The sequence below is a fragment of the Bosea sp. NBC_00550 genome (assembly GCF_026020075.1).
Lineage (GTDB): Bacteria > Pseudomonadota > Alphaproteobacteria > Rhizobiales > Beijerinckiaceae > Allobosea.
Map to the genome: position 1 here is coordinate 3,421,229 of NZ_CP102772.1, position 26,809 is coordinate 3,448,037.

The window sequence follows — 26,809 nt, forward strand, 5'->3', positions numbered from 1 at the left end:
GAAGCCTCACACCACCAGATCGCGCTCCGGCACCGGCTCGCCGCGCGAAACGCGCGCCATGTTGTCGAACATCCGCTTCACGGTCGGCGCGAAATTATCGGCGGCCATCGCGGCGAGATGCGGCGTCACCACGAGATTATCGAGCGTCAGGAGCTCGCTGTCGGCCGGCAGCGGCTCGATCGAGAACACGTCCATCGCCGCGCCGGCAATCTCCCGCGCCCGCAGCGCCGCGACGAGATCGGCCTCGTTGACCACGCCGCCACGCGCGACATTGACCAGCACCGCCGTCTTCTTCATCGCCTTGAACGCTGCCGCATCGATCAGATTGGTCGTCTCCGGCGTCAGCGGGCAATGCAGCGAGACCATGTCGGACTGCGCCAGAATGTCCGGCAGCGATGCATGCCGGACGCCGAGCGCCGCTTCCGCCTCAGCGTCGAGCGGCTGGCGCTTGCTGTAGAGGATCGTGCAGCCGAAGCCCTTGAGCAGCTTCGCCAGATTCTGGCCGATCGCGCCGAAGCCGACGATGCCGACCGTCTTGCCCGAGAGCATGAAGGGATCGCCCGGCAGCTTGCCGGTCGCCCAATGCCCCTGCTTCAGCTCGGCATGACCATAGCCGATGAAGCGCAGCGCCGAGAGCGCCAACCCCAGCGCGAACTCGGCCACCGGCACGGAATTGGAACCGGTGGTGCGCGCCACGGTGATGCCGAGATCCTTTGCAGCGGCAATGTCGATATTGTCGTAGCCGACGCCCCATTTATGCAGCAGCTTCAGCTTCCTCGCTGCGCCCAGCACCTCCCGCGAGACGCCGACCTGGCCCGAGATCGCGTAATCGGCCTCGGCGATGATCTGCTTCATATGGTCGTCGCCGCGCGCCGTGCCGTGGGTGAACACGAAGCCGGGCGGGAGCAGCGCCCGCATGCGCTCGGCGCGCTCGGGGCTGGTCATGTCGAGGAGGACGATGGTCTCGGGCATTGAATTTTCCGGGAATACGGTCAGATGGTGAAGCGTGCGCCGGCACGGGCAAGCCCGCCCGAGATGGCAACCGGCGTGCCATCGGCGCGCCAGCAGGCGGCCCCGGTCAGCGTGCCATCCGCATTGAAGGCGATGGCGTTCATGCCGCCTGCGACGCGCGGCGAGCGCACGACGCGATGGCCGCGTGCCGCGAGTTCCTGTGCCACCGCCTCGGGGATGGCTTCCTCGAGTTCGAGCACGCCGCCCTCGGTCCAGACGCGCGGCGCCTCGACCGCCTCCTGCAAGGTCATGCGATGGTCGATCAGGTTGACGATCGCCTGCAATGCGGAGGGAAAGATGCGCAGCGCCCCCGGCAGGCCGAGCGCGAAGGCGAGCCTGCCCTCCTTCAGTGCCATCATCGGCGCCATCGAGGTGAAAACCCGCTTGCCCGGCGCGATCGAAAGCGCCCGACCGGGATGCGGATCGAAGTTGAACATGTAGTTGTTGGCGATCATCCCGGTGCCGGGAATCTGGACGCAGGCGCCGAACAGCCCGTTGATCGTCTGCGTCGCGCTGACGACGTTGCCCTGTGCATCGGCCACGGTGACATGGGTCGTATCGGCGGATTCGCCGCCTGACAGTCCGGCCGTCCAGCTTTTCGCCTCGCCCATCGCGATCAGGGCACGGCGCTCGTTCGCATAGGCCTTGTCGATCAGCTTGTTGACCGGGACTTTGACGAAGGCCGGATCGGCGGTTGCTACGGCCCGGTCGGCGAAGGCGATCTTCAGCGCCTCGGCCAGCAGATGCACCGCGTCAGTCGAACCGAAGCCGAGGGCGCCGATATCGTAGCCTTCGAGGATGTTGAGCATCTGCGTGATGTGCACGCCGGAGGAAGAAGGCGGCGGGGGGCCGACGATCTCGTAGCCGCGATAGGAGCCGCGAATGGGCTCGCGCAATTCGATGCGGTAATTGGCAAGATCAGCCTGATCGATCAGCCCGGCATTCGCCGCCATGTAGTCTGTCAGCGCCCGGCCGAGCCGCCCGCCATAGAGCGCCTGCGGCCCTTCTGCCGCGATCAGCCTCAGGCTCGCGGCATAGTCTGACTGGACCAGCCTTGCGCCGGGCTGGAGCGGCTGGCCGCCCGGCAGCAGCATCGCCGCAAGCCCCGGATCGCGGGCGAGATCGCCCGCATTGTCGGTGATGCAGTTCGAGAGATAGGGCGTGACGACGAAGCCGCGCTCCGCCAGCCCGATGGCCGGCTGCAGCACCTCGGCCAGCGGCAGCGTGCCGAAACGCGCCAACACCTCGCACCAGCCCTTCAGCGCGCCGGGTACGGCGACCGCCTTCGCGCCGACCACATTCTCCCGGTCGCGCGTATCGCGCTGCTTGCCGATCTCGTCTGAGAGGCAATCGTACATGTCCGCCGTCGCATGGCCCGGCGCTGTCGAGAGATTGTCGATCACGACATGGCGGCCATCGACGAGGCGGATATGGCTCAGGCCGCCGCCGAGGATGCCGACCATCATCGGTTCCACCACCGTCAACGCGAACAGCGAGGCGACCGCGGCGTCGATCGCATTGCCACCGGCTAGCAGCATCTGCGCGCCCGCCGCCGAGGCGAGCGGATGATTGGTGACGACCATCCCGCGCGAGCCGGTGGCCGGCTTCTTCTCGCAGGTGAAAGAGGCGATGCGGGGCGGCGGAGCGGAAACGTTCATGGGCGGCACATCAACGCTTTTGCGGCCCGACGTCGAGCCTCTTCTTCGGCATGCGCGCCATGTTCGGACCACTCACCCACAATTGGCGGCCCTGTGCCGGCAACGCTTGACAAGGCAGGGGCCGAGGCCCCACCTAAACCCTGTTCCCAGGGGGGCCTCGCTAGGAGGCTGAGATTCCGCCCGCGGGGCTTTCGAGCTCGGCAACGCGGTGACCCTCCGAACCTGATCCGGATCATACCGGCGTAGGGATGCGGGACAGGCGGCCATCGAGGCCCCGATTCCAGCTGCGCATGTGGTCCTCATCGCGATCGATTCCGTCCGGGCAAGCCGGCGGGTCGGGCAGGAGCGGGCTTAAGATGACGCAAGCCGAGATCATCGACGCGCTGTTGGCGTTCATCGCGCTCCCCGATGCGTCGGATGCCGAATTCGAGGCGATGGCGCTGAAGGTCTTCGCGTATCAGTTCCGCAACAACGAGCCCTACAAGCGCTTCTGCCTGCAGCGCGGCCGCACGCCGCTCTCCGTCAGGCGCTGGCGCGACATCCCGGCCGTGCCGATCACGGCCTTCAAGGATCTGACGCTGAGCTGCAGCCCGCCGGAAGCGGCCGAGCGCGTTTTCATGACCAGCGGCACGACGCAAGGGATACGCGGCCGCAGCTACCACCCGACGCTCGCCGTCTGGAGCCGCTCGATGCTGGTGAACTTCCGTGAGCGTTTCATGCGCGGCCGCGAGCGCATCCGCATGGGCATCCTCTTCCCCGACGAAGCCGCCCTGCCGAACTCCTCGCTCGCCTGCTATCTCTCGCTCGCCCGTCGCGAATGCGGCACGTCGGATTCCGAGGTGTTCATCGGCTCGTCGGGTCTCGACCTCGACGGCCTTTTGTCGGCGCTGGAGCAAGCGGAGAAGAGCGGCGAGCCCTATGCCCTGCTCGGCGCGAGCTATTCCTTCGCTCCCGTGCTGGACGCGCTCGCGGCGACCGGCCGGCGCTTCGCCCTGCCCGAAGGCAGCCTCATCCTCGACACCGGCGGCTTCAAGGGCCAGTCGCGCGAGCTGGGACTCGACGAGTTCTACGACGGTCTTAGCCTCGCCTTGGGCGTGCCCCGCTCGTCCTGCATCAACATGTACGGCATGACCGAGTTGAGCTCGCAGCTCTACGACGACGGCAATGCGATCTGCCCGTCGGTGAAATCCGGCCCGCACTGGATCCGCAGCCGCGTCGTCGATCCGCTGACCGGCACCGACCTGCCCGAGGGCGAGCGCGGCGTGATCGTCCATCACGACCTCGCGCATTTCAACTGCGTCTCGGCGATCCTGACCGAGGACGCCGGCGAGATCGTCCCGGGTGGATTCAGGCTGCTCGGCCGGGTCGATGGCGAGGCCTCCAAGGGTTGCTCGGTCGCGGTCGCCGAATTCCTGGCCGCAGCGCGAGGCTGATACGGTGATCGAATATGCGGGCCATCTGCCGGGCCTGAATCGCGAGGCGCTGCGCTGGCGCGAAGTCAGCTATAGCGCCTGGGGCGAGAGCGCGACCATCGCGCTGCCGGAGCTGGACGAGGCTCAGGCGGCTGCTCTCTGCGACCATGTGCGCAGCAATGCCCGCGCCCGGCTGAAGCGGATGGACACCGCGCGCATCGTCGCAGCGATCGACGCCGCCATTGCCCGCCTGCTCGACCGCGAGCATCCGCTGCGGCGCAAGGCCGAGCACCTTCTGCCGATCATCACCGGCTACGACCGCGAGACGGTGCGTCTCGGCCTCACGAGTTATCTGAAGACCTTCCGGCGCCCGCAGCTCCTGCGCTTCCTGGCCGAGGATTTCGCCAATCCCGCCATGCTGGACGGCTTCCAGCCGACGCCCAAGGGCGGCTACCTGCGCGCTCACGGCCCGGAGCTGCTGCTGCATGTCTGGGCCGGCAACGTGCCGGCGCTCTCGCTCTGGAGCCTGATCTGCGGGCTTCTGGTCAAGGCCGGCACGATCGGCAAACTCGCCTCGGCCGAGCCGCTGACGGCGGGCTGGTTTGCGGGCCTGATCGCCGAGATAGACCCCGAACTCGGCGAATGCCTCGCCATCACCTGGTGGAAGGGTGGCGAAGCGCCTGCCGAACCAATTTTCCTGCGCGCGGCCGACACCGTCATGGCCTATGGCGGCAACGATACGCTCACGGCGCTGCGCGCCAAGCTGCCGATCACCACGCGCTTCCTGCCGCATGGCCACAAGATCGGCTTCGGCGTCGTCGCGCGCGAAGCGCTCGACAGCCGCAGGGCACCCGCGCTGGCCCGCCTCGCCGCTCATGACGCCGCCCGCTACGAGCAGCAGGGCTGCTATTCCCCACAGATGCTTTTCGTCGAGCGCGGCGGGCGGGTTTCGCCAGCCGAATTCGCGCGCCATGTCGCGCAGGAACTGGCCGCCCTCGCCCATCGCCACCCCCGTCGCACGCTTTCGCCGGCCGAATCCGCCTCCATCACGGCCTGGCGCAGCGCGCAGGAGATGGGCGCACTGAAAGGCGCCGCAGAACTCCTTGGCGAGCCCACCGATTCGTGGAGCGTCGCCCATGTCGAGACGCCCGAGGACCTGAGTCCGACAGGCCTCAACCGCACGCTCAAACTGGTTTCGGTCGACAGCCTCGACGAGATCCCGGCCCTCGTCGCGCCCTATCGCAACTTCCTGCAGACGGCCGGGATAGCGGCGGCGCCGGAGAGGTTGTTCCAGCTCGCGGAGCAGTTTGCTGAGGTCGGCGTCACCCGCATCGCCCCGTTCGGCCGCATGGCGGCCCCGGAGGCCGGCTGGCACCATGACGGGCGCTTCAGCCTGCTCGACTTGGTCACCCTGACCGAGATCGAGCACGGCGCTGAAGCCGCGGCAGAAGGGTTCGCGCCCTATGTCGACTGACCCCACCACCCCCGGCTTCGTCGCGATCGAGCGGGTCGCCTTCCGTTATGACGCGGGCGGCCCGGCCATCGTCGACGGCGTCGACTGGATCAACCCGCGCGGCGAGATCCATTGCCTGCTCGGCCGCAGCGGCTGCGGCAAGACCACGTTGCTCAAGCTCGCCGCCGGCTTGCTCGTGCCGAGCGAGGGCGCCATCCGCATTGGCGGCGAGGCGCTGCATGGCCCGAGCCTCCGCGCCGGCTTCGTCTTCCAGGCCCCGACCCTGCTCGACTGGCTGAGCACTCTCGACAATGTCCTGCTGCCGATCTCGCTGAAGCGCCGCCCCACCGTCGCCGATAAGGATGCTGCGTTCGACCTGCTTGAGCGTGTCGGCCTCGCAGATTTCTCTAGCCGCCGCCCCACCGAACTCTCCGGGGGCCAGCAGAGCCGCGTCGCCGTCGCCCGCGCGCTGATCGGCGAACCGGATTTGCTGCTGCTCGACGAGCCCTTCGCGGCACTCGATGCCCTGACCCGCGAGGAATTGCAGGATGATTTGCTGCGGCTCTGCGCGCTCCACGGCACGACGGCGCTCTTCGTCACCCATGATATCGCCGAGGCCGTCTATCTCGCCGACAAGGTCGCGGTGATGGCGGCGGGCCGCCTCACCCATGCGCGCCGAATCGAGCTGCCGCGCCCGCGCCATCGCGACATGCGCTATGCACCCACGTTCACGGCGGCTTGCCGCGAACTGCGCGACGCCATGGATGGCGAAACCGGGGCTATCGCAAGCCGGAGGCCGGCCGCATGACCGCGCGCCTCCCCTCCCTCTTGCTGCTTCTCGCCCTGCTCGCCGGCTGGGAAGCCTGGTGCCGGCTCGGCGGGCTCTCCGCCCTCGTCCTGCCACCACCCTCGGCCGTGCTGGCGACACTGTGGAGCGAGATCGCCACCGGCCGGCTCTGGCCGCATCTCGCCGTCACGGCCACGGAGATGGCGCTGGGACTCGGCATCGGCACCATCGTCGGCCTCGGCGTCGGCATCCTGCTCGCGGAAGTCCCCATGCTCGGGCGCCTGCTGCACCCCTATGTGCTGGCGAGCCAGCTCGTGCCCAAGCTCGCGCTCGGTCCGCTCTTCATCATCTGGTTCGGCTTCGGCATGACGCCAACCGTCGTCATCACCGCGCTGATCTGCTTCTTCCCGCTGATGGAGAACACGCTGACCGGGTTGACCGAGGTCGATCCGGCCCGGCGCGAACTCTTCCGCATGCTCCGCGCCAGCCGCTTGCAGACCCTGCTGCGCCTGAAGCTGCCGGCGGCGCTACCCGTCATCATGGCGGGCCTGCGCGTCGCAGTCGTGCTCGCGCTGGTCGGCGCGGTGGTCGGCGAGTTCATCGGCGGGCGCGTCGGGCTGGGCGCCTCGATCATCGCCGCCCAGAGCGTGATGGATTCGAGCCTGATCTTCGCGCTCTTCGTCGTGATCACCGCACTCGGAATGCTGCTCTACGAGGCCGTGCGCGTGCTGGAGCGCCGCGTCCTGCATCGCTTCTCGAAAGGTTAGACCATGGCCATCTTCCCTGCTCTTGCTCGTATTCTCAGAACAGGGCTCGTCATCCCGGCCGCAGCGAAGCGGAGCGCCGGGATCCATCGCAGGGCTCCGCGCTCTACGATGGATCCCGGATCTGCGCGGCTTCGCCGCTTGTCCGGGATGACGGCGAGCGTAGCGGCAGCGGTCGCGCTCTTGCTGTCCGCTTGGACTTCGCCTCAGGCCCAACCCTTGGAGAAATTCACCATCGCCGGCTGGAGCCAGCCGATCAGCGAGATCACCAACCTGCTCGCCGAGCCGGACAAGGGCTTCTTCAAGGCCAAGGGCATCGCGCTCGACTATGTGCCCGGCAATGGCGGCGGAGCGGCGATTCAGAACATGCTGAGCGGCCAGGCCGACATCGCCTTCACCGACCCCGCCTCGCTCTATCTCGCGCTCGACAAGGGCGAGAAGCTGGTCGCGATCTACAACATCTATCCGCAGAACGTCTTCAACGTCGTCGCGCCGAAGGCGAGCGGCATCCGCTCGGCAGCCGATCTCAAGGGCAAGCGCATCGGCGTCTACAGCCTCGCCAGCGGCACCTATCAGAACCTCCTCGTACTGCTGCATCAGGTCGGGCTCGGCGAGAAGGACGTGACAGTCCAGGTCGCCGGCTTGCTCAACTTCGCGCCGCTGATGCAGGGGCAGCTCGACGCCACCGCCGCGACTGATACCGGTCTGCTCGTCGCCCGCGCCAAGGGGCTGGGCGAGGTCGACGTGATCGAGGTCCGCGACCAGCTCAACCTGCCGAGCGATCTCTTTGTCGTGACGCAGGCGACCTATGAAGCGAAGAAGCCGCTACTGAAGCGATTCCTCGCCGCCTATCGCGACTCGGCCGCCTGGATGATCGCCAAGCCCGAGGAGGCTGCCCGCCTCGCCCTCACCCGCGCCATCAACGGCCGAGATGAGGCGGTCAATCTCGAGATCATCAAGCTGCGCAACCGCTCCAGCGTCTCCCCGACGACCGAGCGCGAAGGCCTCGGCCGCTTCGATCTCGAAGCCCTGCAAAAGGGCGCCGACACCTTCCGCAGCCTCGGGCTGATCGCCCGCCCGCTCGACATGAAGGAGATCGTGAAGAGCGATCTCATCCCGCAGAAGGACGGCATGCCGTGAAATTCCGCGACCGCGCCATCCTCGTCACCGGCGCCAGCCGCGGCATCGGGGCCGCGATCGCGAAGGCCTTCGCCGCCGAGGGCGGCATCGTCATCGTCAATTACCTCCGCAACGACGAGGCCGCCGCAGCTGTCGCAGCGGAATGCCGCGCGCTCGGCGGCGAGGCGCTCGCCATCGCGGCCGACGTGACCTCTCCCGAGGCGGTCGTGGCAATGGCCGAGCGCATCTCGGAGGAGGTCGGCCGGCTCGATGTCGTCGTCAACAATGCCTTTGCACCGTATCGCTTCGACCCCGACAATCGCGCCCGCTTCTGGGAGACGCCCTGGGAGGCATACGGCCAGCAATTCGACGGCGCGGTGAAGGCCGCCTACACGGTCTGCCGGGCGATGCTGCCCTTGCTCCAGCGCCGCAGCGGCGCCAGCATCGTCAACATCGCGAGCGACCTCGTGGCGCGCCCGAGCATCCCCTATCACGACTACACCACCGCCAAGGCCGCGCTGATCGGCTTCAGCCGCAATCTGGCTGTTGATCTCGGCCCGCTCGGCATCCGGGTGAACTGCGTCGCTCCCGGTCTGGTCTACCCAACCGATGCGAGCGCTTCGACCAAGGAAGAGGTCCGCGAAATTCTGATAGCGCAGACGCCGCTGCGCCGCATCGCGACGCCGGCGGATGTGGCGGGCCCCGTGCTCTTCCTCGCCAGCGACTGGAGCGGCTTCGTCACCGGCCAGACGCTGCATGTCGATGGCGGGCTGGTGATGAGCTGATTCGCAGCGCCGCTAGCTGGGAACCACACCGTCATTCCGAGGCTTCGCGTCAGCGAAGAGCCCGGAACCCCCATGACCACGACATCGCGGGGGGAATCGAAGCGGCAGCCGCCACCCTTGTCCAGCCGCGACGGTGTTCATGGGTTCCGGGCTCATGCCTGCGGCATGCCCCGGAATGACGGCCTCGTTCAAGGCGATCCCGGCGCCGACGCTGCCGGCGGCGTGCCATGCGTATGGAAGCTCTCGATCGTCTTGAGCCCCCAGGCCTGGCCCTTCTTCCGTTCGGTCTCGGTCCAGGTCACGGTCTGCCAGTCCGGATCAAGGATCAGGCGCGCGCCGGCATTGGCGATCTCGACGCGGTTGCCGGCGGGCTCGTAGACATAGAGGAAGAAGGTCTGCTGCACCGCATGCTTGTGCGGGCCGGTCTCGATGAAGACGCCGTTCTCCAGGAAGAGATCGGCCGCCTCCAGGATGTGCTCGCGCTGGTCCACCGCATAGGTGACATGGTGGAAGCGCCCCTGCGCCGGCGTGTGGTCGCGCGTATAGGCGATGTCGTAGCTCTTGTTGTTGACGGTGAACCAGCAGCCGCCGACCTCGCCCGAATCCAGCACGATCTGCTCGGTGACGCGGCTGCCCAGCGCCTTCGGCATGAAGTCGCGGATCACCGCGACATCCTGCGCGAGCAGGTTGAGATGGTCGAGCCGGCGCACCGCGCAACCGCGGCCATGGTTGCGCTGCGCCTGGTTCTTCAGCGCCGGCCGCTCCGCTTCGGGAGCGACATACTTGTTCGTCTCGAAATAGATCTCGAAGACGTGGTTGTCGGGATCGCGGAAGCGATAGGCGCGGCCATGGCCGAGATCGCCCTCGCTCCAGCCGATGCCGGCCCCCATCGCCTCGATCGCGGCGACGCGGCGCAGGAGCGCTGCCTCGCTCGAGGCGCGGTAACCGATATGACCGACCCCGGTGTTATTTGAAGCGGTGAGCTTCAGCGTGTGGAACTCGTAATCGTCCCAGGCGCGCAGATAGACGGAATCGCCCTCCCGCCCACTCTCCGTCAATCCGAAGATGTTGACGAAGAAATCGAGGCTGGCCTCGGGCTTGTTGGTGAAGAGCTCGACATGGCCGAGATGAGCGACGTCGAAACAGGGCTCGCTGCTCATCCCCAGACTTCCCTGGCGGTTTCGAGGATGCGCGAGAGCTTGGCCCATTGCTCGTCCTCGGCCAGCACATTGCCTTCCTCGGTCGAGGCGAAGCCGCATTGCGGCGACAGGCAGAGCTGTTCCAGCGGGGCGAAATTCGCGGCTTCCTCGATGCGGCGCTTGAGATTGTCCTTGCTCTCGACCGAACCGAACTTTGAGGTCACGAGGCCGAGCACGACGTGCTTGTCGCCCTTGGGCAGGAAGCGCAGCGGCTCGAAGCCGCCGGAGCGGTCGTCGTCCCATTCCATGAAATAGCCGTCGACATCGATCTGGTTGAAGACGAGATCGGCCACCGGCTCGTAGCCGCCCGAGGCGATGAAGGTCGATTTGAAATTGCCGCGGCAGGTATGGGTGGTGATCTGCATGTCGGCAGGCTTGGCCTTCAGTGCGGCGTTAAGCACGTCGCGATAGATGAAGATGAGCTTGTCCGGGTCGTCGCCGCGCTCTGCCAGCATCTTGCGCTGCTCGGGATCGCAGAAATAGGACAGGCTGGTGTCGTCGAGCTGCAGATAGCGGCAGCCGGCATCGTAGAAGGCCTTGATCGCCTTGGCGTAGGCCTTGCCCAGATCGTCGTAGTAATCCTCCATCTTGAGATAGGCGCTCGGGTCGACCGCTTTCCGTCCGCCGCGGTAGTGCAGCATCGACGGGCTCGGAATGGTCATCTTCGGCACGCGGCTGGTGACCGACGCCAGGAACTTGAAATGCTGGAGATGCGGATGGTCGGCCGGGAAATCCAGCTTGCCGGTCACGCGGATGCCATGCCCCTTGGTGGCGACGCCCTTGAACTGAATCCCTGCGTCGGTCTCGTAGGTCGTGACGCCGTCCAAGCCGTCGAGGAAGTCGAAATGCCAGAAGGCGCGGCGATACTCGCCGTCGGTCACCGCCTGCAGGCCGATCTCCTCCTGCTTCTTGACGAGCTTCCTGATCTCCTCGTCCTCGATCGTGGTGAGCTCCGGATGGCTCATCTCGCCGGCGGCGACCTTGGCGCGGGCTTCCTTGACGGGCGCGCTACGCAGCAGGCTGCCCACCATATCGCCCCGGAACGGCGGCTTCTGTCTCTGGGTCATGTCTTGTCCTCCCGGTTCTTGATGGTCAGGCCGCGGCGGCGAGGCCGAGGTGATGTTCGAGCCGCTGCGGCTCGGCGATGAGCGTAGCACTGCGTTCCGCCAGGACCACGCGGCCGCGTTCGAGGACGATGGCGTCGTCCGTCAGCTCGAGGATCTTGCGCGCATGTTGCTCGATCACGATGGCGGAGAGCCCTTCGTCGCGGAACAGCGCCTTCAACGCCCGCAGCAGTTCCTCGACGATGATCGGCGCCAGCCCCTCGGTCGGCTCGTCGAGCAGCAATAGCTTAGGGTTGAGCATCAGCGCCCGGCCGATCGCCAGCATCTGCTGCTCGCCGCCGGAAAGCTGGTTGCCGAGATTGGCTTTGCGCTCGGCGAGGCGTGGAAACATCCGGAAGACGCGGGCGGTATCCCATGGCCCCGGACGCGCGACGGCGGTCAGGTTTTCCAGCACGGTCAGCGACTTGAAGATGTTGCGCTCCTGCGGCACCCAGCCGATGCCGGCCTGCGCTCGCTGTTCGGGCGAGACGCTGGTGAGATCACGCCCGGCGAGCACGATCCGCCCGCCACGCCGGCGCGTGACGCCGATGATGCTGTTGACCAGCGTCGTCTTGCCGACGCCGTTGCGGCCGAGCAGCGCAAGCGAATGCCCCTCCGCCAGCGTGAGGTCGATGTCGAACAGCACCTGCGCCTCGCCATAACCGGCGCACAGCTTCTCGATCTGCAGGAGTTCAGACATGGGCGCCCTCGCCGAGATAGGCGGCACGCACGGCCGGATCATGCGCCATCTCGTCCGGAGTTCCCTCCGCCAGAACCCGGCCATTGACCAGCACGGTGATCCGCGTCGCGAAGCGGAAGACGAGGTCCATGTCGTGCTCGATCAGCAGCACGGAGACGTCGTCGGGCAATTCGGCGACCGTCTGCATCAATTCGCGGCGCTCGGCTTCCGGCACGCCGGCCGCCGGCTCGTCGAGCAGCAGAACCGACGGCCTCGCGGCAAAGGAGGCGGCGATCTCGATCTGGCGCTGCTTGCCATAGGGCAGCGTCGCGATGCGGCTATCCATGATGTCGTCGAGCCTGAAGCGGGTCAGGATCTCGGCGGTCTCAGCCACGAGATCGGGATCGCGATCCAGCGCGCGGAAAGGATGCGTGCCCCGGCCGAGCCGCTCGGAGGTGACCAGCGCGATCATCTCCAGCGGCGTCATCGTAGCGAAGAGCTGGTTGATCTGGAAGGTGCGGGCGAGCCCGCGCTTCACCCGCGCCTCGCGCGGCAGCTTCGTGATGTCCTCGCCCATCAGTTCGACACGGCCCGATGTCGGCCGCAGCACGCCGGTGAGCTGGTTGACGAAGGTGGTCTTGCCGGCGCCGTTCGGCCCGATCAGCGCGTGGCGCGCGCCGCGCTCGAGAGTGAAGTCGACATGATCCGTGGCGGTGTTGCCGCCGAAGCTCTTGTAGAGGTCGAAAGTCTGGAGCGCGATCGTCATTGCGCCCCTCCCCGCCCGAACCGGGCGAAGCGTCCGGCGATCTTCTTGATCGCCCCATGGATCATCTCGCGCCCGCCGAGCACGAACAGCACCAGGAAGAGCCCGATCCAGAACATCCAGTATTGCGGGGTGAAGCTCGCGATCACGTCCTGCAGCAGCTTGAAGGCGATCGCGCCGACCAGCCCGCCATAGAGATAGCCGGCGCCACCGATGATCAGCACGAGCATCAGATCGGCCGAGCGGTGGAAGTCGAGCACGTCGAGCGAGACGAACTGCGTGGTCTGGGCGAGCAGCGCGCCCGCCGCCCCGGCATAGGCCGCCGCGAGCGCGTAGGCCGCGGCGAGGCGCCGGCCGTTCGGCACGCCCGAGGCCGAGGCGCGCAGCGGGTTGTCCCGCACCGCGCGCAGGCTCAAGCCGAAGGGCGAATGCATCACCCGCCGCGCGATCAGGAACAGCAGGAAAAGCACCGAGAGCGAATAGAGATACGCCGTGCGGCCGAAGATATCGAAGCCGAACAGCCCGAGCACCGGCGCCATCATGATGCCCTGCAGGCCGTCCGCGCCGCCGGTCAGAGAGCCGAAGGAGTTCGCCAGCTCGTAGAGGATGAGCGCGACGCCGAGCGTGATCATCAGCCGGGTGAGATCGGTGCCGCGCAGCACGAGCGGGCTGGTGACGAGGCCGAGCAGCCCCGCCGCACCCATGCCGACGGCAAGCCCGGCCAGCGGATCGGCTGTGACGTATTTGGCAGTGAGCCCTGCCGCATAGGCGCCCATGCCGAGGAAGGCCGCGTGCCCCAGCGAAACGATGCCGGCATAGCCGAGGATCAGGTCCAGCGAGAGGGCGAACAGCGCGAGGATCGCGATCTCGTTGAGCAGCAGCAGATTGCGCGGGAACAGCAGGAAAGCCGCGAAGGCCAGCACCCAGAAGGCGATCTCCGCCGGATGCCAGCGCCGCGAGGCGTACAGAGCCTGCCGGACGCGCGTCTCGAACGTGCCGGCGCTCATGCCCGCGCCCTCGCGAAGAGCCCGTGCGGCCGGGTGATCAGCAGCACCACCATCAGCGCGTAGATGATGAAGGCGCCGACCTGCGGCACGAGGTACTTGCCGACCACATCGGCGACGCCGAGCAGCATGGCGGCGAAGAACGGCCCGGTGATGCTCGAGGTGCCGCCGACCGTCACCACGATCAGGAAATAGATCATGAACTTCAGCGGAAAGCTGGGATCGAGCCCCATCAGCTCGATGCCAAGCGCGCCACCCAATCCGGCGAGCCCCGATCCCAGCGCAAAGGTCAGCGCGAACAGCCGGTTCACGGGAATGCCCAAGCCGCGCGCCACGCGGGCGTCATCCACCGCGGCCCGCAACCGACTGCCGAAGCGGGTGCGAGTGAAGCCCCATTGCAGCGAGAACGCCAGCAGACCGCAGACCGCGATCACGAAGAGCCGGTAGCGGCCGATGCCGATGCCGGCGATCTCGAAGCGCCCCTGCAGCCAGCCCGGCAGCCGAATGAACTGCTGGGTCGAGCCCATCAGCCAGTCGGTGCCTGCCACCGCCATGAAGACCAGCCCGATCGAGAACATCACCTGGTCGAGATGGCTTTTGGCGTACATGGGCCGGTAGATCAGCCGCTCCAGCACGATCCCGACCAGCGCCGCCGCGAGGAAGGCGAGCGGCAGGCTCGCCAGGAACGGCAGGCCGAGCCGCTGCATCGCCAGCACGGCGACATAGCCGCCGAGCATCGCGAAGGCGCCATGAGCGAGGTTGACGAAGTTCATCAACCCCATCGTCACGGACAACCCGCAACCGAGGACGAAGAGCACCATCCCATAGGCGATGCCGTCGAACAGGATGGTCAGCATGCGCTTCGATCCGGGCTGGCTGTCTGGCCCGTCACTTGCGGGCCTTCACCGGGTCCTTGACGTCCTTGATCGTCGCGAACTCGACATTGTGCAGCTCGGAGCCCACCTTCTGCGTCTTGCGGACGTAGATGTTCTGGATGATGTCGCGCGTGTCGGGGTCGATCTTGATCGGCCCGCGCGGGCTTTCCCAGGCCGCGCCCTTCATCGCCGCGATCAGCTTCTCGCCATCGGAATCGCCCTTGGTCGCCTTGAGCGCCTCCGCGATGAGCCGCATGCCGTCATAGCCGCCGACCGCCATGAAATTCGGCCGCATGCCGGGATTGGCCTTCTGGAAAGCCTCGACGAAGGCCTTGTTGGCGGGGCTGTCATGGGCGACCGAGTAGTGATGCGTGGTGATCGCGCCGACAGCGACATCGCCGATGCCTTCGAGGATGTCGTCATCGACGACGTCGCCGGGGCCGATCAGCTTGACGCCGGCCTTGTCCAGCCCGCGCTCGACGAACTGCTTCATGAACTGCGCGCCGGTCCCCGAGGGCACGAAGACGAAGAGCGCATCCGGCTTGGCTTCCGAGACGCGCTGCAGGAAGGGCGCGAAATCGGGGTTGCGCAGCGGCACGCGCACGCTCTCGACCGTGCCGCCCGCCGCCTTGAACTTCGCCGCGAAGGAGGTCTCGGCGTCGATGCCCGGCCCGTAATCGGTCACGACCGTGAAGACCTTCTTGATGCCGTTGGCCGCGGCCCAGTCGGCCATCGGCTCGGAGGCCTGCGGCAGGGTGAAGGATGTCCGCACGATGAAGGGCGAGGCTTCGGTGATCGACGCGGTCGCCGCGGCCATGACGACCTCCGGCACTTTCGCCTGCGTCGCGATCTGTGCCGTCGCCATGGCGAGCGGCGTCAGCCCGAAGCCGGCGAGAACCGCGACCTTGTCGTTGACGACCAGTTCCTGCGCCAGGCGGCGCGTCGCATCGGCATTGCCGGCGTCGTCCTTGAGGATCACCTCGAGCTTTCGCCCGCCATGAACCGCGCCCTCCTTGGCGAGGAAGAGCTTCACCGCCGCGTCGATCTGCCGGCCGGTCGAGGCGAAGGGCCCGGTCATCGGCAGGATCAAGCCGATTTTCACTGCCTCCTGCGCCAGCGCCGCGCCGCCGGCCGTGGCCGCCAGCGTGAAGCCGAGAATTCCACCCAGAACTGTCCTGCGATGCGTCATGTCGTTCCTCCCGAGATGCTTGTGGTCCCCTTGGCGGGGCTTTGCTTCTGTTTATTCGTCTTCGTCGTCGCGATAGACGAGGCCAGCCTTGGCGAGGCCTTCGCGCATAGCGTACATGTCCAGCCCGAGTTCGCCAGAGGCGAGGCGCCTGCGCTTCTCCTCCTCCGCTGCCTCTCGCTTGCGGCCGGCGGCGGCCACGGCCTCGGCATCGCGGCGCGGCACCACGACCACGCCATCGTCGTCCGCGACGATCACGTCGCCGGGATGGACCAACGCCCCCGCGCAGACCACCGGCACGTTGACCGAACCCAGCGTCGCCTTGACCGTGCCCTTGGCCGAGATCGCTCGCGACCAGACCGGAAAGCCCATCTCGGTCAGCACGCGCACGTCGCGCACGCCGGCATCGATGACGAGGCCGACACCGCCGCGCGCCTTCAGCGAGGTGGCGAGCAAATCGCCGAACATGCCGTCGGTGTTGTCGGTGGTGCAGGCGACGACGAGCACGTCGCCCGGCTGCACCTGCTCGATCGCGACATGGATCATCCAGTTGTCGCCGGGCTGTGCGAGCACCGTCACCGCCCCGCCGGCGATCTGCGCGCCGGCATAGATCGGCCGCATATAGGGCTTCATCAGCCCGCTCCGGCCCATCGCCTCATGCGTGGTCGAGACGCCGAGTTCTCCGAGATCGGCCATTGCGGCGGCAGGCGCGCGCTTCTTCGTGCGGATGACGACGGGGGTCATGCCAGCGCCTCCAGCGCTTCCGGGAAGAGCCGCTGATAGGCCTCGCCATAGGTCATCGCCTTGCCGGAGTTCCGGCCGCCCTGCATGCCGCGATTGAGCGCGACGCGGGTGTAGTATTCCCAGAGATGCTTCTGCGCGGCGAGGATCTCGAAGGCCTTGCGCTTGGTTTCCCAGACCTCGTCGATGTTGAGGATGACGTTCGGCTTGAAATTGCACTGCTCGGGCTGGTGCGGCTCGAACAGGAAGATCGGCGGGGCGGCATAGGCGCGCTCCGGATCGGGCTTGTGGCCGGCGGCCTGCGCGATGATGCGCGCCTCCTGCGCGAAGCGGGCCGCCTCGGGATGGTCGAAATTGTAGGGGTCTTCAAGCGCATGGGTCAGCACGAAGCTCGGATTGAGTTCGTGGAAGATGTCGATGGCGCGGTCCAGCATCTCGGGCGTGGTCCGCAGCGGATAGTCCCCGGCATCCATGAACTCGATCTCGGCGCCGAGCATAGCAGCTGCAGCTTCAGCCTCCTCGCGGCGCTGTGCCTTGACATCCTCCATCCTGACGCCGGCCTTCTTCCAGGCGAACTGGCTCTCGCCGCGCTCGCCATAGGACAGGCAGAGGATCTTCACGCGCATCCCGCGCTTCGCATGCAGCGCGATAGCGCCGCCGGCCCGCCAGACGAAATCGCCCGGATGCGCCGTGATCACCAGACCCGTCTTCTGCGTGTTGGCCATCGCCAGTCAGTCCTCTCGTCTCATTCGGCCGCGTGACGGGCGCTGCCCGCATGCGCCGCCATGACGCTCGCCGGCACGAAGGCGCGGCCTTCCATCAGGATGCGCGCAGTGCGCAGCAATCCGGCCCGCTCGATCGCCGGCCGCTCCGACGTCCCGCCGACCGTCAGCGTCACCGTGAATTCGCCCGTCGGATGCTCGACCGAGAGCGAGCGCTCACGGCCTTCAGGCATCACCACGACGGAAGCCGCGGGCGAGCCCGGCAAGGCGGCGGCAGTCGCCACCGTCACCGCCGCGAAGACGCCGATCGAGGCGTGGCATTCATGCGGGATGAAGCTGCGCGTGCAGATCGAACCGCCGGCAGCCGGCGGCGCGACGAGCGCGATCTTCGGCACGACCTTCTTCGCGACCTCGCCGAGATTCATCAGTGGCCCTGCGGCGATCCTGATGCGCTCGATCCGTGCTTTCAGCTCTATGTCCTTGTCCAGCTGCTCGCGCGGCTCATAGCCGCTGCACCCGACATCGACCGCCCGCATCACGATCACCGGCATGCCGTTGTCGATCAGCGTGCACGGCACGCCATCGATCTCATCGACCACGTTGCCGGTCGGCAGCAGCGCGCCGCAAACCGAGCCCTCGGCATCGAGGAAGCTGATATCGATCGGCGCCGAGGTGCCCGGCACGCCATCGATGCGCGCACTGCCCTCGGTGCTCGCCTCGCCATCCGGCGTGTCCATCGTCAGATCGGCGATGGTGCCGGTGTTGATCGTGCGGACGCGGATGGTCGTGCGCGCGCCGCTCGCCTTCACCAGGCCGCGCGCCAGCGCGAAGGGCCCGATCCCGGCGAGGATGTTGCCGCAATTCGGCGTCGTATCGACTTGCGCCGTCTCGATGCCGACCTGCGCGAACAGGAAATCGATGTCGCAGCCCGGCTCGTCAGATTTCGAAACGATCGCCACCTTGCTCGTCAGAGGATGAGCCCCGCCGAGCCCGTCGACCTGCCGCTTGTCGGGCGAGCCCATCACCGCGAGCAGGAAGACATCGCGCGCGGCCACATCGGCCGGCAGGTCGTCGCGCAGGAAATAGGCCCCCTTCGAGGTGCCACCGCGGATCAACATGCAGGGAACGGCGATCTGGCTCATCGCCTCACTCCGATGCCTTGATGCCGGCGCGCGTGATCACGTCGCGCCACAGCGCCAGCTCCGAAGCGATCAACTTGCCGAAGCCATCCGGCGACTCGGGCCGAGCGATCGCACCGTCGCGGGCCAGGGCAGCGGCGAAATCGGGCTGGCCGAGCAGCGCATTGATCTCGCGGTTGAGCCGATCGACGATCGCACGCGGCGTCTTGGCGGGCGCCACCACGCCGTACCACTGCACCGCCTCGAAATCCGGCAGACCGCTCTCGGCCAGCGTCGGCAACTCAGGCGCGAAGCCGACGCGCTCGCGGCTGGCGACGCCGAGCACCCTGAGCTGTCCGCCCTCGGACAGCGGCAGCACGGCCGGGCCGCCGGTCAGCGTGAACTGCACATTGCCGGCGACGAGGTCGTTTACCGAAGGCGCCGTGCCGCGATAGGGCACGTGCACGGCCTCGATACCGGCGCGATAGGTCAGATAGGCCGTTGCGATATGGGCCGCGCTGCCCTGCCCGCCCGAGCTGTAGTTCAGCTTGCCGGGATTTGCCTTGGCGTAGGCCACGAACTCACCGAGCGTCTTGGCCGGCAGCTTCGGATTGATCGCCAGGATGTTCGGCACCATCGCGACAAGCGGGACCGGCTGGAAATCCTTGACCGGGTCATAGGGCACATTGGGATATAGCGCGGGCGCGAAGGCGAGCGTCCCGATATGCCCCATCATCAGCGTATGGCCATCGGGCTCGGACTTCGCGACTTGGCCCGCCGCCGTCATGCCGCCGGCCCCCGGCCGGTTCTCGATAACGAAGCCCTTGCCCGGGATCGCGCGTTCCAGCTTGGCGGCGATCAAGCGCGCCAGCACGTCGGTGCTGCCGCCGGGGGTGAAGGGCACGACGAGGCGGATGATCTGGCTCGGCCATTCGGCCCGGGCTTGCGTCGGTGCCAAGCCGGAGAGCCCGGCCGTGCCGAGGCCGGCAAGAACGGAGCGGCGATCGGGCTGCATCAGGCGCCTCCCTTGCGGCGTGCCCCGCGCTGCTGCGCATCGGCGACGGCACTGGCGAGGCCGGGCGCCAGCCCGGCAGCCGCGAGCATCTCCGCCGCCTCGCGCATCTCGGCCGCACGGCGCACGCCATGGGTCGCGACGCGTTCGCGCATGTCGGATGCGAGCGCATGGAAATCGATCGAGGGGAAGGTGGCGTGCAGGCTCGCGAAGACCGGGTCCTTGACGTCCCATGCCTCGCAGGAGGCGGCGCAATCGACCATCAACGCCTCCAGCCCCTTGATGACGATGCTGCGGCAGAGCTTCATCGCCGATGCGCGGCCAAAGACTTCCGAAACCGGCGTCAGGCTCATGCCTAACCCGTTGAGCGCCTCGGCCGCCGCCTGCGCCTTCGGACCGCCGGCGAGGATCGGCACCTTGAGGCCGGGCTTCAACACTGGCGCCATCACGGCCGCCTCGACATAATCGGCGCCGCTGGCTTCCACCGCCTTGGCGGCGCGCTGCTTGGTCGAGGGTGCCGCCGAATTCACGTCGACGAAGATCTGGCCGGGCCTGAGCCAGCGCGCGGCCTCGGCAGCCACCGCCTCCGCACGATCGGCTGTCACCGCCGAGAAGACGAAGGACGCGCGCGCGCCGGCTTCCGCCGGTGACGCACCGCAGGTCACGCCGATCTGGCTCGCCGCATCCTCCAGCCGCCGTCCCGCCCCGCTGCCGAAAAGCAGATCATAGGCGCGGATTCCGGCAGCGCCATGGGCCAGCAGGCCGCGCGAAAAGCTCTGCCCGACCTCGCCAAATCCGATGAATGCGATCGTCGCCGGTGTCGAACCAGCCATCGTCGCCACTCCCTGCGCGTTTCTTCCCGCAGCAAGGGTGGAACAGGCTCATTGCTTCATCAAATGATAAGAATGCAGCGATTGATTAATTTCATTCATCTCATCGCGGCGAGACCGATCGCTTCAGCGCCTGGCTCAACAGCGAGAGAAGATCGCGCGCCGCCGGGCGCAGCGGCACGGTCTTTCGTGTGATGATGCCGAGCGTGCGCGTCACCGCCGGCGCGCGCAGCTGCACGGCGACGAGTTCGCCGTCATCGACAGCGTCGAGCGCGAACTGCGGCACGATCGCATAGCCGATGCGGGAGCGCACGAGACTGACGGCGGTGACGACCCGCTGCACCTCGTAGCGCCAGGTCAGGCTCTCGCGCCGCGCCCCCAGCGCATCGTCGATCAGGATGCGATTGCCGGTCTCGGCGCTGATGCGCACCAACGGCTCGCCCTGCAGCTGGGCCCAGGTCAGAGACGACGCCTGTGCCAGCGGCATGCTGCGATGGCTGACCAGCACGAAAGGCTCCTTCACGACCGGCTTCAGCTCCAGATCCCAGCGATTCGCCGCGACGATGGTGACACCGAACTCCGCCTCGCCGGACTGGACCTTCTCGGCGATCTCCGAAGCCGAATTGTCGTGGATCCTCACCCCAATGCCGGGATGGCGCTTCGCGAAGGCTGCAATCACCGGCGGCATGCAATGGACGGCGACCGTCGGCAGGCAGCCGACGGAGACCTGCTCGTCGCCCTCGCGGACATCGACCCTGACCTCGTCGAGCGCGGATCCGAGATCCTCGAAGATGCGGCGCGCCCGCGGAAGCAACGTCGTGCCGGCGGCGGTCAGCGAGACCTGACGCGTGGTGCGCAGGAACAGCGGCGTGCCCAGCGATTCCTCGAGCTTGCGGATGCGGTGGCTGAGAGCGGTCTGCGACAGGTTCAGATGCGACGCCGCGGCGCGGAAGCTGCCGCGCTCCGCGATGCTGATGAAGGCCTGAAGCCCGAGAACATCCACGCGCATTGGATTGTCTGACCCCTGCATGGCGACCGCTGACGGAAAAGCGATCCCCACCGGTACCAGCAAGCTCCCGGCTTACAAACACCTCGCTTTTCTAATCGCCGAGCTGCCGGATCCAGCCGATCTGCCGGTCGATGCAGCGCTCACGCTCGTAACCGGCGACGACCGTCTCACGTGCGGCCCGCCTTAGAGACCGCGTCGACAAGGGATGGGACAGCGCCTGCTCGATGCGCTGCGCCAGCAATCGCTCGTTGTGAAACGGCGTGAGCAACCCGTTGACCCCGTCACGAATCACCTCCTTCACCGGGTCGGTGTCCGATCCGACGACGAGGCAGCCGCAGGCCATCGCCTCGAGCAACGACCATGACAGCACGAAGGGAACGGTGAGATAGACATGGGCTGCCGAAACCTGGAACAGCCGGATCAGGCTCTCATAAGGCAGCCAGGGAATATGGATGACCCGATCGGCCAGGCCGGTTTCCGCGCACATCGCATCGCGCCAGCTCGACCCGTCGCTGCGTGGGCGCCCATAGCCCGAGCCATCGCCGCCGACCGCCACGAATATCAGGTCCGGATAGCGCTCGGCCAGGATCGCGGCGGCGCGCATGAACTGGGGATAGCCGCGATAGGGATCGAGATCGCGCGCCACGAAGGTGACGACCGGCGCACCCGATGAGAGCACGCGGCCATCGGGAAGCGCGAAGGAAGCCTGCGCATCGGGCCGGCAGAACGCCGTGTCGACCCCGTCATGGCAGACCGCGATGCGCTTGCGATAAGCCGCCGGATATTGCTGCCGCTGCCACTGCGTCGGAGCATAGGCCGCGTCGAGCGCATCGAGAGCGAGAAGCTGAGCAGCGTTGCGCATGCGGACGCGGTGGCGCTCCTCTGCCGGAATCGGCTCGGCCGTACCGAAATCCAGATCCGACCCGACGCTGCGATAATAATATTCGCAATAGCCGATCAGCGCCGCATTCGGCAGCGCGTCGCGGGCGAACAGCATCCCGCCCCAGCCGATATGTCCGAGGACGACATCGGGCGGATCGCTGTGTTTCAGGCGTTCCATCAACCCTGCAACCGCCTCGCCCGTCCGCAGATGATATTCGGTGGCGGCGAGCGCGGCATGCCGCGTCGACGTCTCCTCCACCGAATAGACGAGCTGGCTGACGCCCGGCTGCTCCTGCGCCGGGCGTTCCGTGATCAGCGTGACCTCGTCACCCTGGGCGACGAGGCTCGCGATCAGAGCAGCGAATTGACCAGATCCTGCGCGATGAACGAATAGGACATGCATGATGCGAGCAGGACCCCGCCATAACGGAGTGCGTCGTTCCACCACTGCTCGAGCTGGCGCAGGGTTTCATGGGTGGTGTTGAGATCGGTGTCGCGATTGCTTTCGAGGCGCTGGCCGACCTGGCTGGCTTCGTCGAGCAGACGTAGCCGCTCGCACAGCATCTGCCCCTTCAGGGAGAGAGATATCCGCGCCTGCCGGCGATCCCGCGGCGAGGCGCCACGGTCGAGATAGCCGCTTTCGACCAGCTGCTTGAGATTGTAGGACGCATTGGACCCCCCATAATGTCCGCGGTCCAGCAGATCGCGGACCGCGATCTCGCCCTGCCCGATCGTCATCAGGACCATCACCTGTGATGGCGAGATGTCGTCGATGCCGAGCTTGGTCAGCTCGAGGCGCAGATAATCCAGAAAGCGCCGGCTGACGCGTTCGACGACCCGCGCCAGGTCGAACGGGGAAATTCTGCGGTCGGGCCCCTCGTCGAGGTCGTCCGAACCGTTGGCCTGATGGTGGCCGTTCAAGGATCTGCCTAGGAATTGCTCGCCGCCATGCAATTTGAAGTGCATCCCTTACTCCGCCTGATCGAAAATTGAACAATCCACCCGTTTTGATCCCCTTCGCTCCTTAGAGCCTATAGGCAAAGCACATGCCACATACATTGGCTAACAATTAAGATTGCATCAATCCAGATATGACCGGAAACTAATTCGAAATTCAAAGTTTTGCATAGTTTTGCCCCATTTGCTTTCTTCCGACTCAATGGATTAGCGTTCTAATCTGTCATAATCTTGACACTCGTTCCGTATCACGTTTGCCTTGCTGATAGCGGGCATGCTTGCGGCGGCCGCTGTGTCGCTTCCCCGCGCCAAATTCTCACTCCTGGAGACATGCATGAAGGCGGTGAAGCCAGCGTCCGACGTTCTGATACGGAGTCTCCAGCGGTCCTTCGTCGGCGGCCTCGGCTATGCGGCGTTCCTCAGCCTCTGCGTGAATCTGCTGCTGCTGACCGTGCCGCTCTTCATGATGCAGGTTCAGGATCGGGTGATCGTCAGCCATAGCTACGACACGCTCACGATGCTGCTCGTCATCGCAGTCGGGGCGCTCGCCCTCTATGGAACGGTCGAGTTCATCCGCTCCCTGACTTTCCAGACGATGGCGAGCATTTTTGCACGCCGGCTCAATCTGCCGGCATTGCAGGCAGCCGTGAGCTCATCGCTGGAGCAGGGCTCCGGCCAGGCGACCCAGGCGATTCGCGACCTCAACGATATCCGCTTCTTCATCGCCAGTTCCGCGATCGCGACCCCGCTGGAGGCGGCCTGGTCGCCGGTCTTCCTCGCCGTCCTGTTCGCGCTCCACCCGGTCTACGGGCTGGTCGGCGTGGCCTCGCTGATCATCCTGCTCCTGCTCGGCGTGATGTCGGACATGCTGACCCGCAGGGTGCTCAAGGAGGCGAACGAGGCCGGCGTCGCCAGCATCAACGAAGTCGGCGCCAGCCTGCGCCATGCCGAGACGATCGAGGCCATGGGCATGCTGCCCGCTTTGTCCCGGCGCTGGCGCGCCCAGCAGCTGGCGATGATCGAGCAGCTCGACATGGGCACGCGCCGCGGCAAGTTCATCGCTGCGTTGACCCGCTCCTCACGCATGACGATGCAGCTGGCCGTCTATGCGACAGGCGCGGTGCTGATCATCCGCAACGAAGTCACCGCGGGCACGCTGATGGCCGCCAGCATCCTGCTCGGCAGGTTGCTCGCGCCGTTTGATTCGATGATCACGGACTGGCGGCAATGGGTCCTGGCCGCCGCCGCCTGGAAGCGCGTACGCGAACTCGTTCTCTCGCGCACCTCGCAGCGCCAGACGGTGCCGACCCCGGCCTGCCAGGGCGATCTCGTGGTCGACCGCGTCGTCTTCGCGCCGTCGGGCTCGGAGCAGACGGTGATCAAGAGCGTCTCCTTCTCGCTCGAGCCGGGCGAGGTGCTCGGCATCGTCGGCCCGTCCGGCGCCGGAAAATCGACGCTGGCGCGGCTGCTCGTCGGCGTCCTCAAGCCCAATGTCGGCGGCGTCTATCTCGACGGCCACAACACCTTCCTGTGGGAGCGCGGCTCCTTCGGCGCCATGGTCGGCTATCTCCCGCAATCGGTCTCGCTGCTGAACGGCACGATCGCCGAGAACATCGCCCGCATGCGCGAGCCCGATCCCCACGCCATTCTGGAGGCCGCCCGCATCGCCGGGGTGCACGAGCTGATCGGCCGGCTGCCGCTCGGCTACGACACCAATGTCGCGGACAGCGATTTCAACCTCTCGGGCGGCCAACGTCAGCGGATCGGCCTGGCGCGGGCGCTCTACGGCTCGCCGCGCCTCATCGTGCTCGACGAGCCCAACGCCAATCTCGATGCTGAGGGCGAACAGAGCCTGATCCGCGCCATCGCCGCCGCACGCGAGAGCGGCGCGATCGTCGTGCTGATCGCCCATCGTCCCTCGGTGATGCAGGTCGTCGACAAGCTCCTCGTGCTGCGCGAAGGCCGGGTGCAGCAATTCGGCCCGCGCGCCGCCATCGCCGGCATGATCACGCCCGGTGGCCGCGTCGAGATGGAGCCCACCGCCAACGCGCCGTCCGCACCGACCCCGATTCGCGAGGTGAAGGCATGACCGGACGTTCCCTGATCAAGCGCCCCGAGCATGCGCTCGTGGCGCAGGCGGAGCCGGAGACAGAGGACGAGCGCGTCCCGAGCCTGCGCAGCCTCGTGCTGGCAGGCGTCACGGCGATCGGCGTCGGCTTCGGCGGCTTCGGCGCCTGGGCAGTGACCGCGCAGCTCGACAATGCCGCCGTCGCGACGGGAATCGTCGCGGTCGACAGCAAGCGCAAGACCGTCAGCCATCTCGAGGGCGGCATTCTCAAGACCCTGCTGAAAGCCGAGGGCGAGCGGGTCGCCAGGGACGAGCCGCTGCTGCGGCTGGAGGATGCCCGCGCCCGCGCCGAGCTGCAGCAATTGCAGGCCAAGCGCATCGGCCTGGACGTCAAGCTCGCCCGGCTGCGGGCCGAGCAGACGGAGGCGAACGAGGTCGCCTTTCCAGAGGACATCGAGCGGATGGTGACGCCGATCGCGCGCGAGGTGCTGCGGGCCGAGCGCGGATTGTTCAAGTCGCGCGCCCAGGTCCACAACGGCAAGGTTCACATCCAGCAGCGCGTCATCGAGCAGCACCAGGCCGAGGCCGAGGCGCTGAAGGCGCAGATCGACGCGACCAACCACCAGCGCTCGCTGATCGACGACGAGGTCCGCACGGTCGGCGAGCTCTATGAGAAGCGCTACGCCAAGCGCAGCCAGCTCGTCGAGCTGCAGACCAAGCAGAGCGAGCTTTCCGGCCGGGCCGGCGAATTCGCCGCGCGCAAGGCCAAGGCCGAGCAGGCCGTGGCCGGCGCCAATCTGGAGATCCTGTCGATCAGCCTGGAACGCCAGAACGATATCGCCAAGGAGATCCAGGAAGCGCAGCTGATGCTGTCGGAAGTCACCGAGCGCATCGTCCAGGCCGAGGACGTGCTCCGCCGGCTGATCGTGACCGCGCCGCAGGAAGGCATCGTCGCGAATATCCGGATGCGGACGGCCGGCAGCGTGATTGCGGCCGGCGAGGCGATCCTCGACATCGTGCCGGAGAACGAGCCCCTGATCGTCGAGGCCAAGGTCGATCCGCGCGACATCGATGCGGTTCGCGTCGGCTCCGGCACGCGCGTTCGCCTGACCGCCTTCAACTCGCGCCTGCTGCCGCCGCTGCAGGCCAAGGTGACCTATGTCGCCCCCGACCAGCTCGTCGACGAGAAGACCGGCGTGCCCTATTTCGTGGTGCGCGCCGAGATCGATCCCGAGAGCCTGCGCGCCTACAAGGTCCCGCTCCATGCCGGGATGACCGCGGAGGTCATGATCGTCAACGGCGCACGCCGGGCGGTGGACTATCTGATCTCGCCCTTCACCGACAGCTTCAATCGTGCTTTCCGCGAGGACTGACCGGGCGCGGCGCGGCATCGACCGCGGCGGCATCTCGTACGCTCGACTTCATATTTCAATTTTGGAAGTATATTCACGCAATCATCGAAAGAATAATCTTTATAAAATAAAGGCTAAACTGTGCTGCATCGCAAAATCGTCACAATAAAAGCCTTGCTGCATCGCACTCATTGAGTAATTCTTAGATCGTCGAGCGACAGCATGACTATGCGGAGCTGTCGGAACCGTTCCTGAACTTCCATTTTCGGCGGCTTCGCCGCCAAGGGGTTCGGGTTCACCAGATCGCCTAGGAGGTGCCG

General features: G+C 66.8%; 25 protein-coding genes and 1 riboswitch. Of the genes, 8 read left to right on the forward strand and 17 right to left on the reverse strand.

The window, feature by feature from the left end:
- Nucleotides 1-6: 6 nt before the first annotated feature.
- A complete protein-coding gene (locus NWE53_RS16435) occupies nucleotides 7-972 on the reverse strand; it encodes a 2-hydroxyacid dehydrogenase (RefSeq protein ID WP_265050447.1) in 966 nt (321 codons plus the stop codon).
- Nucleotides 973-992: 20 nt separating this feature from the next.
- On the reverse strand, nucleotides 993-2,669 hold the full coding sequence (ggt, locus tag NWE53_RS16440; RefSeq protein ID WP_265050448.1) for a gamma-glutamyltransferase: 1,677 nt from the start codon (nucleotides 2,667-2,669) through the stop codon (nucleotides 993-995).
- 138 nt (nucleotides 2,670-2,807) lie between these two features.
- Nucleotides 2,808-2,936: riboswitch (TPP riboswitch) on the forward strand.
- A gap of 89 nt (nucleotides 2,937-3,025) precedes the next feature.
- Here ggt and NWE53_RS16445 point away from each other — a divergent pair.
- The 6 genes from NWE53_RS16445 (at nucleotide 3,026) to NWE53_RS16470 (ending at nucleotide 8,989) form a co-directional block, all read left to right on the forward strand.
- Complete coding sequence (locus NWE53_RS16445) at nucleotides 3,026-4,102, forward strand: LuxE/PaaK family acyltransferase (protein WP_265050449.1); 1,077 nt, start codon at nucleotides 3,026-3,028, stop codon at nucleotides 4,100-4,102.
- A gap of 4 nt (nucleotides 4,103-4,106) precedes the next feature.
- A complete protein-coding gene (locus tag NWE53_RS16450; protein ID WP_265050450.1) occupies nucleotides 4,107-5,555 on the forward strand; it encodes an acyl-CoA reductase in 1,449 nt (482 codons plus the stop codon).
- Nucleotides 5,545-6,342, forward strand: coding sequence for an ABC transporter ATP-binding protein (locus tag NWE53_RS16455; protein WP_265050451.1), 798 nt, complete (start codon nucleotides 5,545-5,547; stop codon nucleotides 6,340-6,342). The genes NWE53_RS16450 and NWE53_RS16455 overlap by 11 nt, the downstream gene beginning before the upstream one ends.
- Nucleotides 6,339-7,088 carry an ABC transporter permease gene (locus tag NWE53_RS16460; protein WP_265050452.1) on the forward strand — a complete coding sequence of 250 codons (750 nt, stop codon included), beginning with the start codon at nucleotides 6,339-6,341 and terminating at the stop codon, nucleotides 7,086-7,088. Before NWE53_RS16455 ends, NWE53_RS16460 begins: the two co-directional genes overlap by 4 nt.
- Nucleotides 7,089-7,304: 216 nt before the next feature.
- The gene (locus NWE53_RS16465; RefSeq protein WP_265050453.1) at nucleotides 7,305-8,225 is read left to right on the forward strand and encodes an ABC transporter substrate-binding protein; all 921 of its coding nucleotides are present in this window, start codon (nucleotides 7,305-7,307) and stop codon (nucleotides 8,223-8,225) included.
- Nucleotides 8,222-8,989, forward strand: a complete 768-nt coding sequence (locus tag NWE53_RS16470; RefSeq protein ID WP_265050454.1) for an SDR family oxidoreductase — start codon at nucleotides 8,222-8,224, stop codon at nucleotides 8,987-8,989. The genes NWE53_RS16465 and NWE53_RS16470 overlap by 4 nt, the downstream gene beginning before the upstream one ends.
- Nucleotides 8,990-9,177: 188 nt before the next feature.
- Here the strand turns inward: NWE53_RS16470 and NWE53_RS16475 are convergent, their stop codons facing one another.
- From NWE53_RS16475 to NWE53_RS16545, 15 genes are all read right to left on the reverse strand, one after another.
- Complete coding sequence (locus NWE53_RS16475; protein WP_265050455.1) at nucleotides 9,178-10,149, reverse strand: catechol 2,3-dioxygenase; 972 nt, start codon at nucleotides 10,147-10,149, stop codon at nucleotides 9,178-9,180.
- Nucleotides 10,146-11,255, reverse strand: coding sequence for a 5-methyltetrahydropteroyltriglutamate--homocysteine S-methyltransferase (locus NWE53_RS16480; protein WP_265050456.1), 1,110 nt, complete (start codon nucleotides 11,253-11,255; stop codon nucleotides 10,146-10,148). The genes NWE53_RS16475 and NWE53_RS16480 overlap by 4 nt, the downstream gene beginning before the upstream one ends.
- A 25-nt stretch (nucleotides 11,256-11,280) precedes the next feature.
- On the reverse strand, nucleotides 11,281-11,991 hold the full coding sequence (locus tag NWE53_RS16485) for an ABC transporter ATP-binding protein (RefSeq protein WP_265050457.1): 711 nt from the start codon (nucleotides 11,989-11,991) through the stop codon (nucleotides 11,281-11,283).
- Nucleotides 11,984-12,736 (reverse strand): ABC transporter ATP-binding protein, encoded by a 753-nt coding sequence (locus tag NWE53_RS16490; protein WP_265050458.1) that lies wholly within the window; start codon nucleotides 12,734-12,736, stop codon nucleotides 11,984-11,986. Before NWE53_RS16490 ends, NWE53_RS16485 begins: the two co-directional genes overlap by 8 nt.
- Nucleotides 12,733-13,740, reverse strand: a complete 1,008-nt coding sequence (locus tag NWE53_RS16495; RefSeq protein WP_265050459.1) for a branched-chain amino acid ABC transporter permease — start codon at nucleotides 13,738-13,740, stop codon at nucleotides 12,733-12,735. The genes NWE53_RS16490 and NWE53_RS16495 overlap by 4 nt, the downstream gene beginning before the upstream one ends.
- Nucleotides 13,737-14,594, reverse strand: a complete 858-nt coding sequence (locus tag NWE53_RS16500) for a branched-chain amino acid ABC transporter permease (protein WP_265050460.1) — start codon at nucleotides 14,592-14,594, stop codon at nucleotides 13,737-13,739. Before NWE53_RS16500 ends, NWE53_RS16495 begins: the two co-directional genes overlap by 4 nt.
- A gap of 31 nt (nucleotides 14,595-14,625) precedes the next feature.
- Entirely contained in the window at nucleotides 14,626-15,801 is a 1,176-nt protein-coding gene (locus tag NWE53_RS16505; protein ID WP_265050461.1) for an ABC transporter substrate-binding protein, read from the reverse strand.
- 51 nt (nucleotides 15,802-15,852) lie between these two features.
- Nucleotides 15,853-16,542, reverse strand: coding sequence for a 4-carboxy-4-hydroxy-2-oxoadipate aldolase/oxaloacetate decarboxylase (locus NWE53_RS16510; protein WP_265050462.1), 690 nt, complete (start codon nucleotides 16,540-16,542; stop codon nucleotides 15,853-15,855).
- The gene (locus tag NWE53_RS16515) at nucleotides 16,539-17,264 is read right to left on the reverse strand and encodes a PIG-L deacetylase family protein (RefSeq protein WP_265050463.1); all 726 of its coding nucleotides are present in this window, start codon (nucleotides 17,262-17,264) and stop codon (nucleotides 16,539-16,541) included. Before NWE53_RS16515 ends, NWE53_RS16510 begins: the two co-directional genes overlap by 4 nt.
- A 20-nt stretch (nucleotides 17,265-17,284) precedes the next feature.
- Entirely contained in the window at nucleotides 17,285-18,403 is a 1,119-nt protein-coding gene (locus NWE53_RS16520) for a 4-oxalomesaconate tautomerase (RefSeq protein WP_265050464.1), read from the reverse strand.
- A 4-nt stretch (nucleotides 18,404-18,407) separates the two neighbouring features.
- Nucleotides 18,408-19,394 carry a Bug family tripartite tricarboxylate transporter substrate binding protein gene (locus NWE53_RS16525; protein ID WP_265050465.1) on the reverse strand — a complete coding sequence of 329 codons (987 nt, stop codon included), beginning with the start codon at nucleotides 19,392-19,394 and terminating at the stop codon, nucleotides 18,408-18,410.
- Complete coding sequence (locus tag NWE53_RS16530; RefSeq protein WP_265050466.1) at nucleotides 19,394-20,224, reverse strand: NAD(P)-dependent oxidoreductase; 831 nt, start codon at nucleotides 20,222-20,224, stop codon at nucleotides 19,394-19,396. The genes NWE53_RS16525 and NWE53_RS16530 overlap by 1 nt, the downstream gene beginning before the upstream one ends.
- Before the next feature lie 100 nt (nucleotides 20,225-20,324).
- Nucleotides 20,325-21,230, reverse strand: coding sequence for a LysR family transcriptional regulator (locus NWE53_RS16535; RefSeq protein WP_265050467.1), 906 nt, complete (start codon nucleotides 21,228-21,230; stop codon nucleotides 20,325-20,327).
- A gap of 91 nt (nucleotides 21,231-21,321) precedes the next feature.
- The gene (locus NWE53_RS16540; protein WP_265050468.1) at nucleotides 21,322-22,515 is read right to left on the reverse strand and encodes a glycosyltransferase; all 1,194 of its coding nucleotides are present in this window, start codon (nucleotides 22,513-22,515) and stop codon (nucleotides 21,322-21,324) included.
- Nucleotides 22,464-23,078, reverse strand: coding sequence for a MarR family transcriptional regulator (locus NWE53_RS16545; protein ID WP_265050469.1), 615 nt, complete (start codon nucleotides 23,076-23,078; stop codon nucleotides 22,464-22,466). The genes NWE53_RS16540 and NWE53_RS16545 overlap by 52 nt, the downstream gene beginning before the upstream one ends.
- Nucleotides 23,079-23,403: 325 nt before the next feature.
- Between NWE53_RS16545 and NWE53_RS16550 the strand changes: the two genes are divergently transcribed.
- Together NWE53_RS16550 and NWE53_RS16555 are read left to right on the forward strand one after the other, a co-directional pair.
- Complete coding sequence (locus tag NWE53_RS16550) at nucleotides 23,404-25,158, forward strand: type I secretion system permease/ATPase (RefSeq protein ID WP_265050470.1); 1,755 nt, start codon at nucleotides 23,404-23,406, stop codon at nucleotides 25,156-25,158.
- Nucleotides 25,155-26,510: an HlyD family type I secretion periplasmic adaptor subunit gene (locus NWE53_RS16555; protein ID WP_265050471.1), complete on the forward strand. Its 1,356-nt coding sequence runs from the start codon at nucleotides 25,155-25,157 to the stop codon at nucleotides 26,508-26,510. The genes NWE53_RS16550 and NWE53_RS16555 overlap by 4 nt, the downstream gene beginning before the upstream one ends.
- The last annotated feature ends 299 nt before the right edge of the window (nucleotides 26,511-26,809 follow it).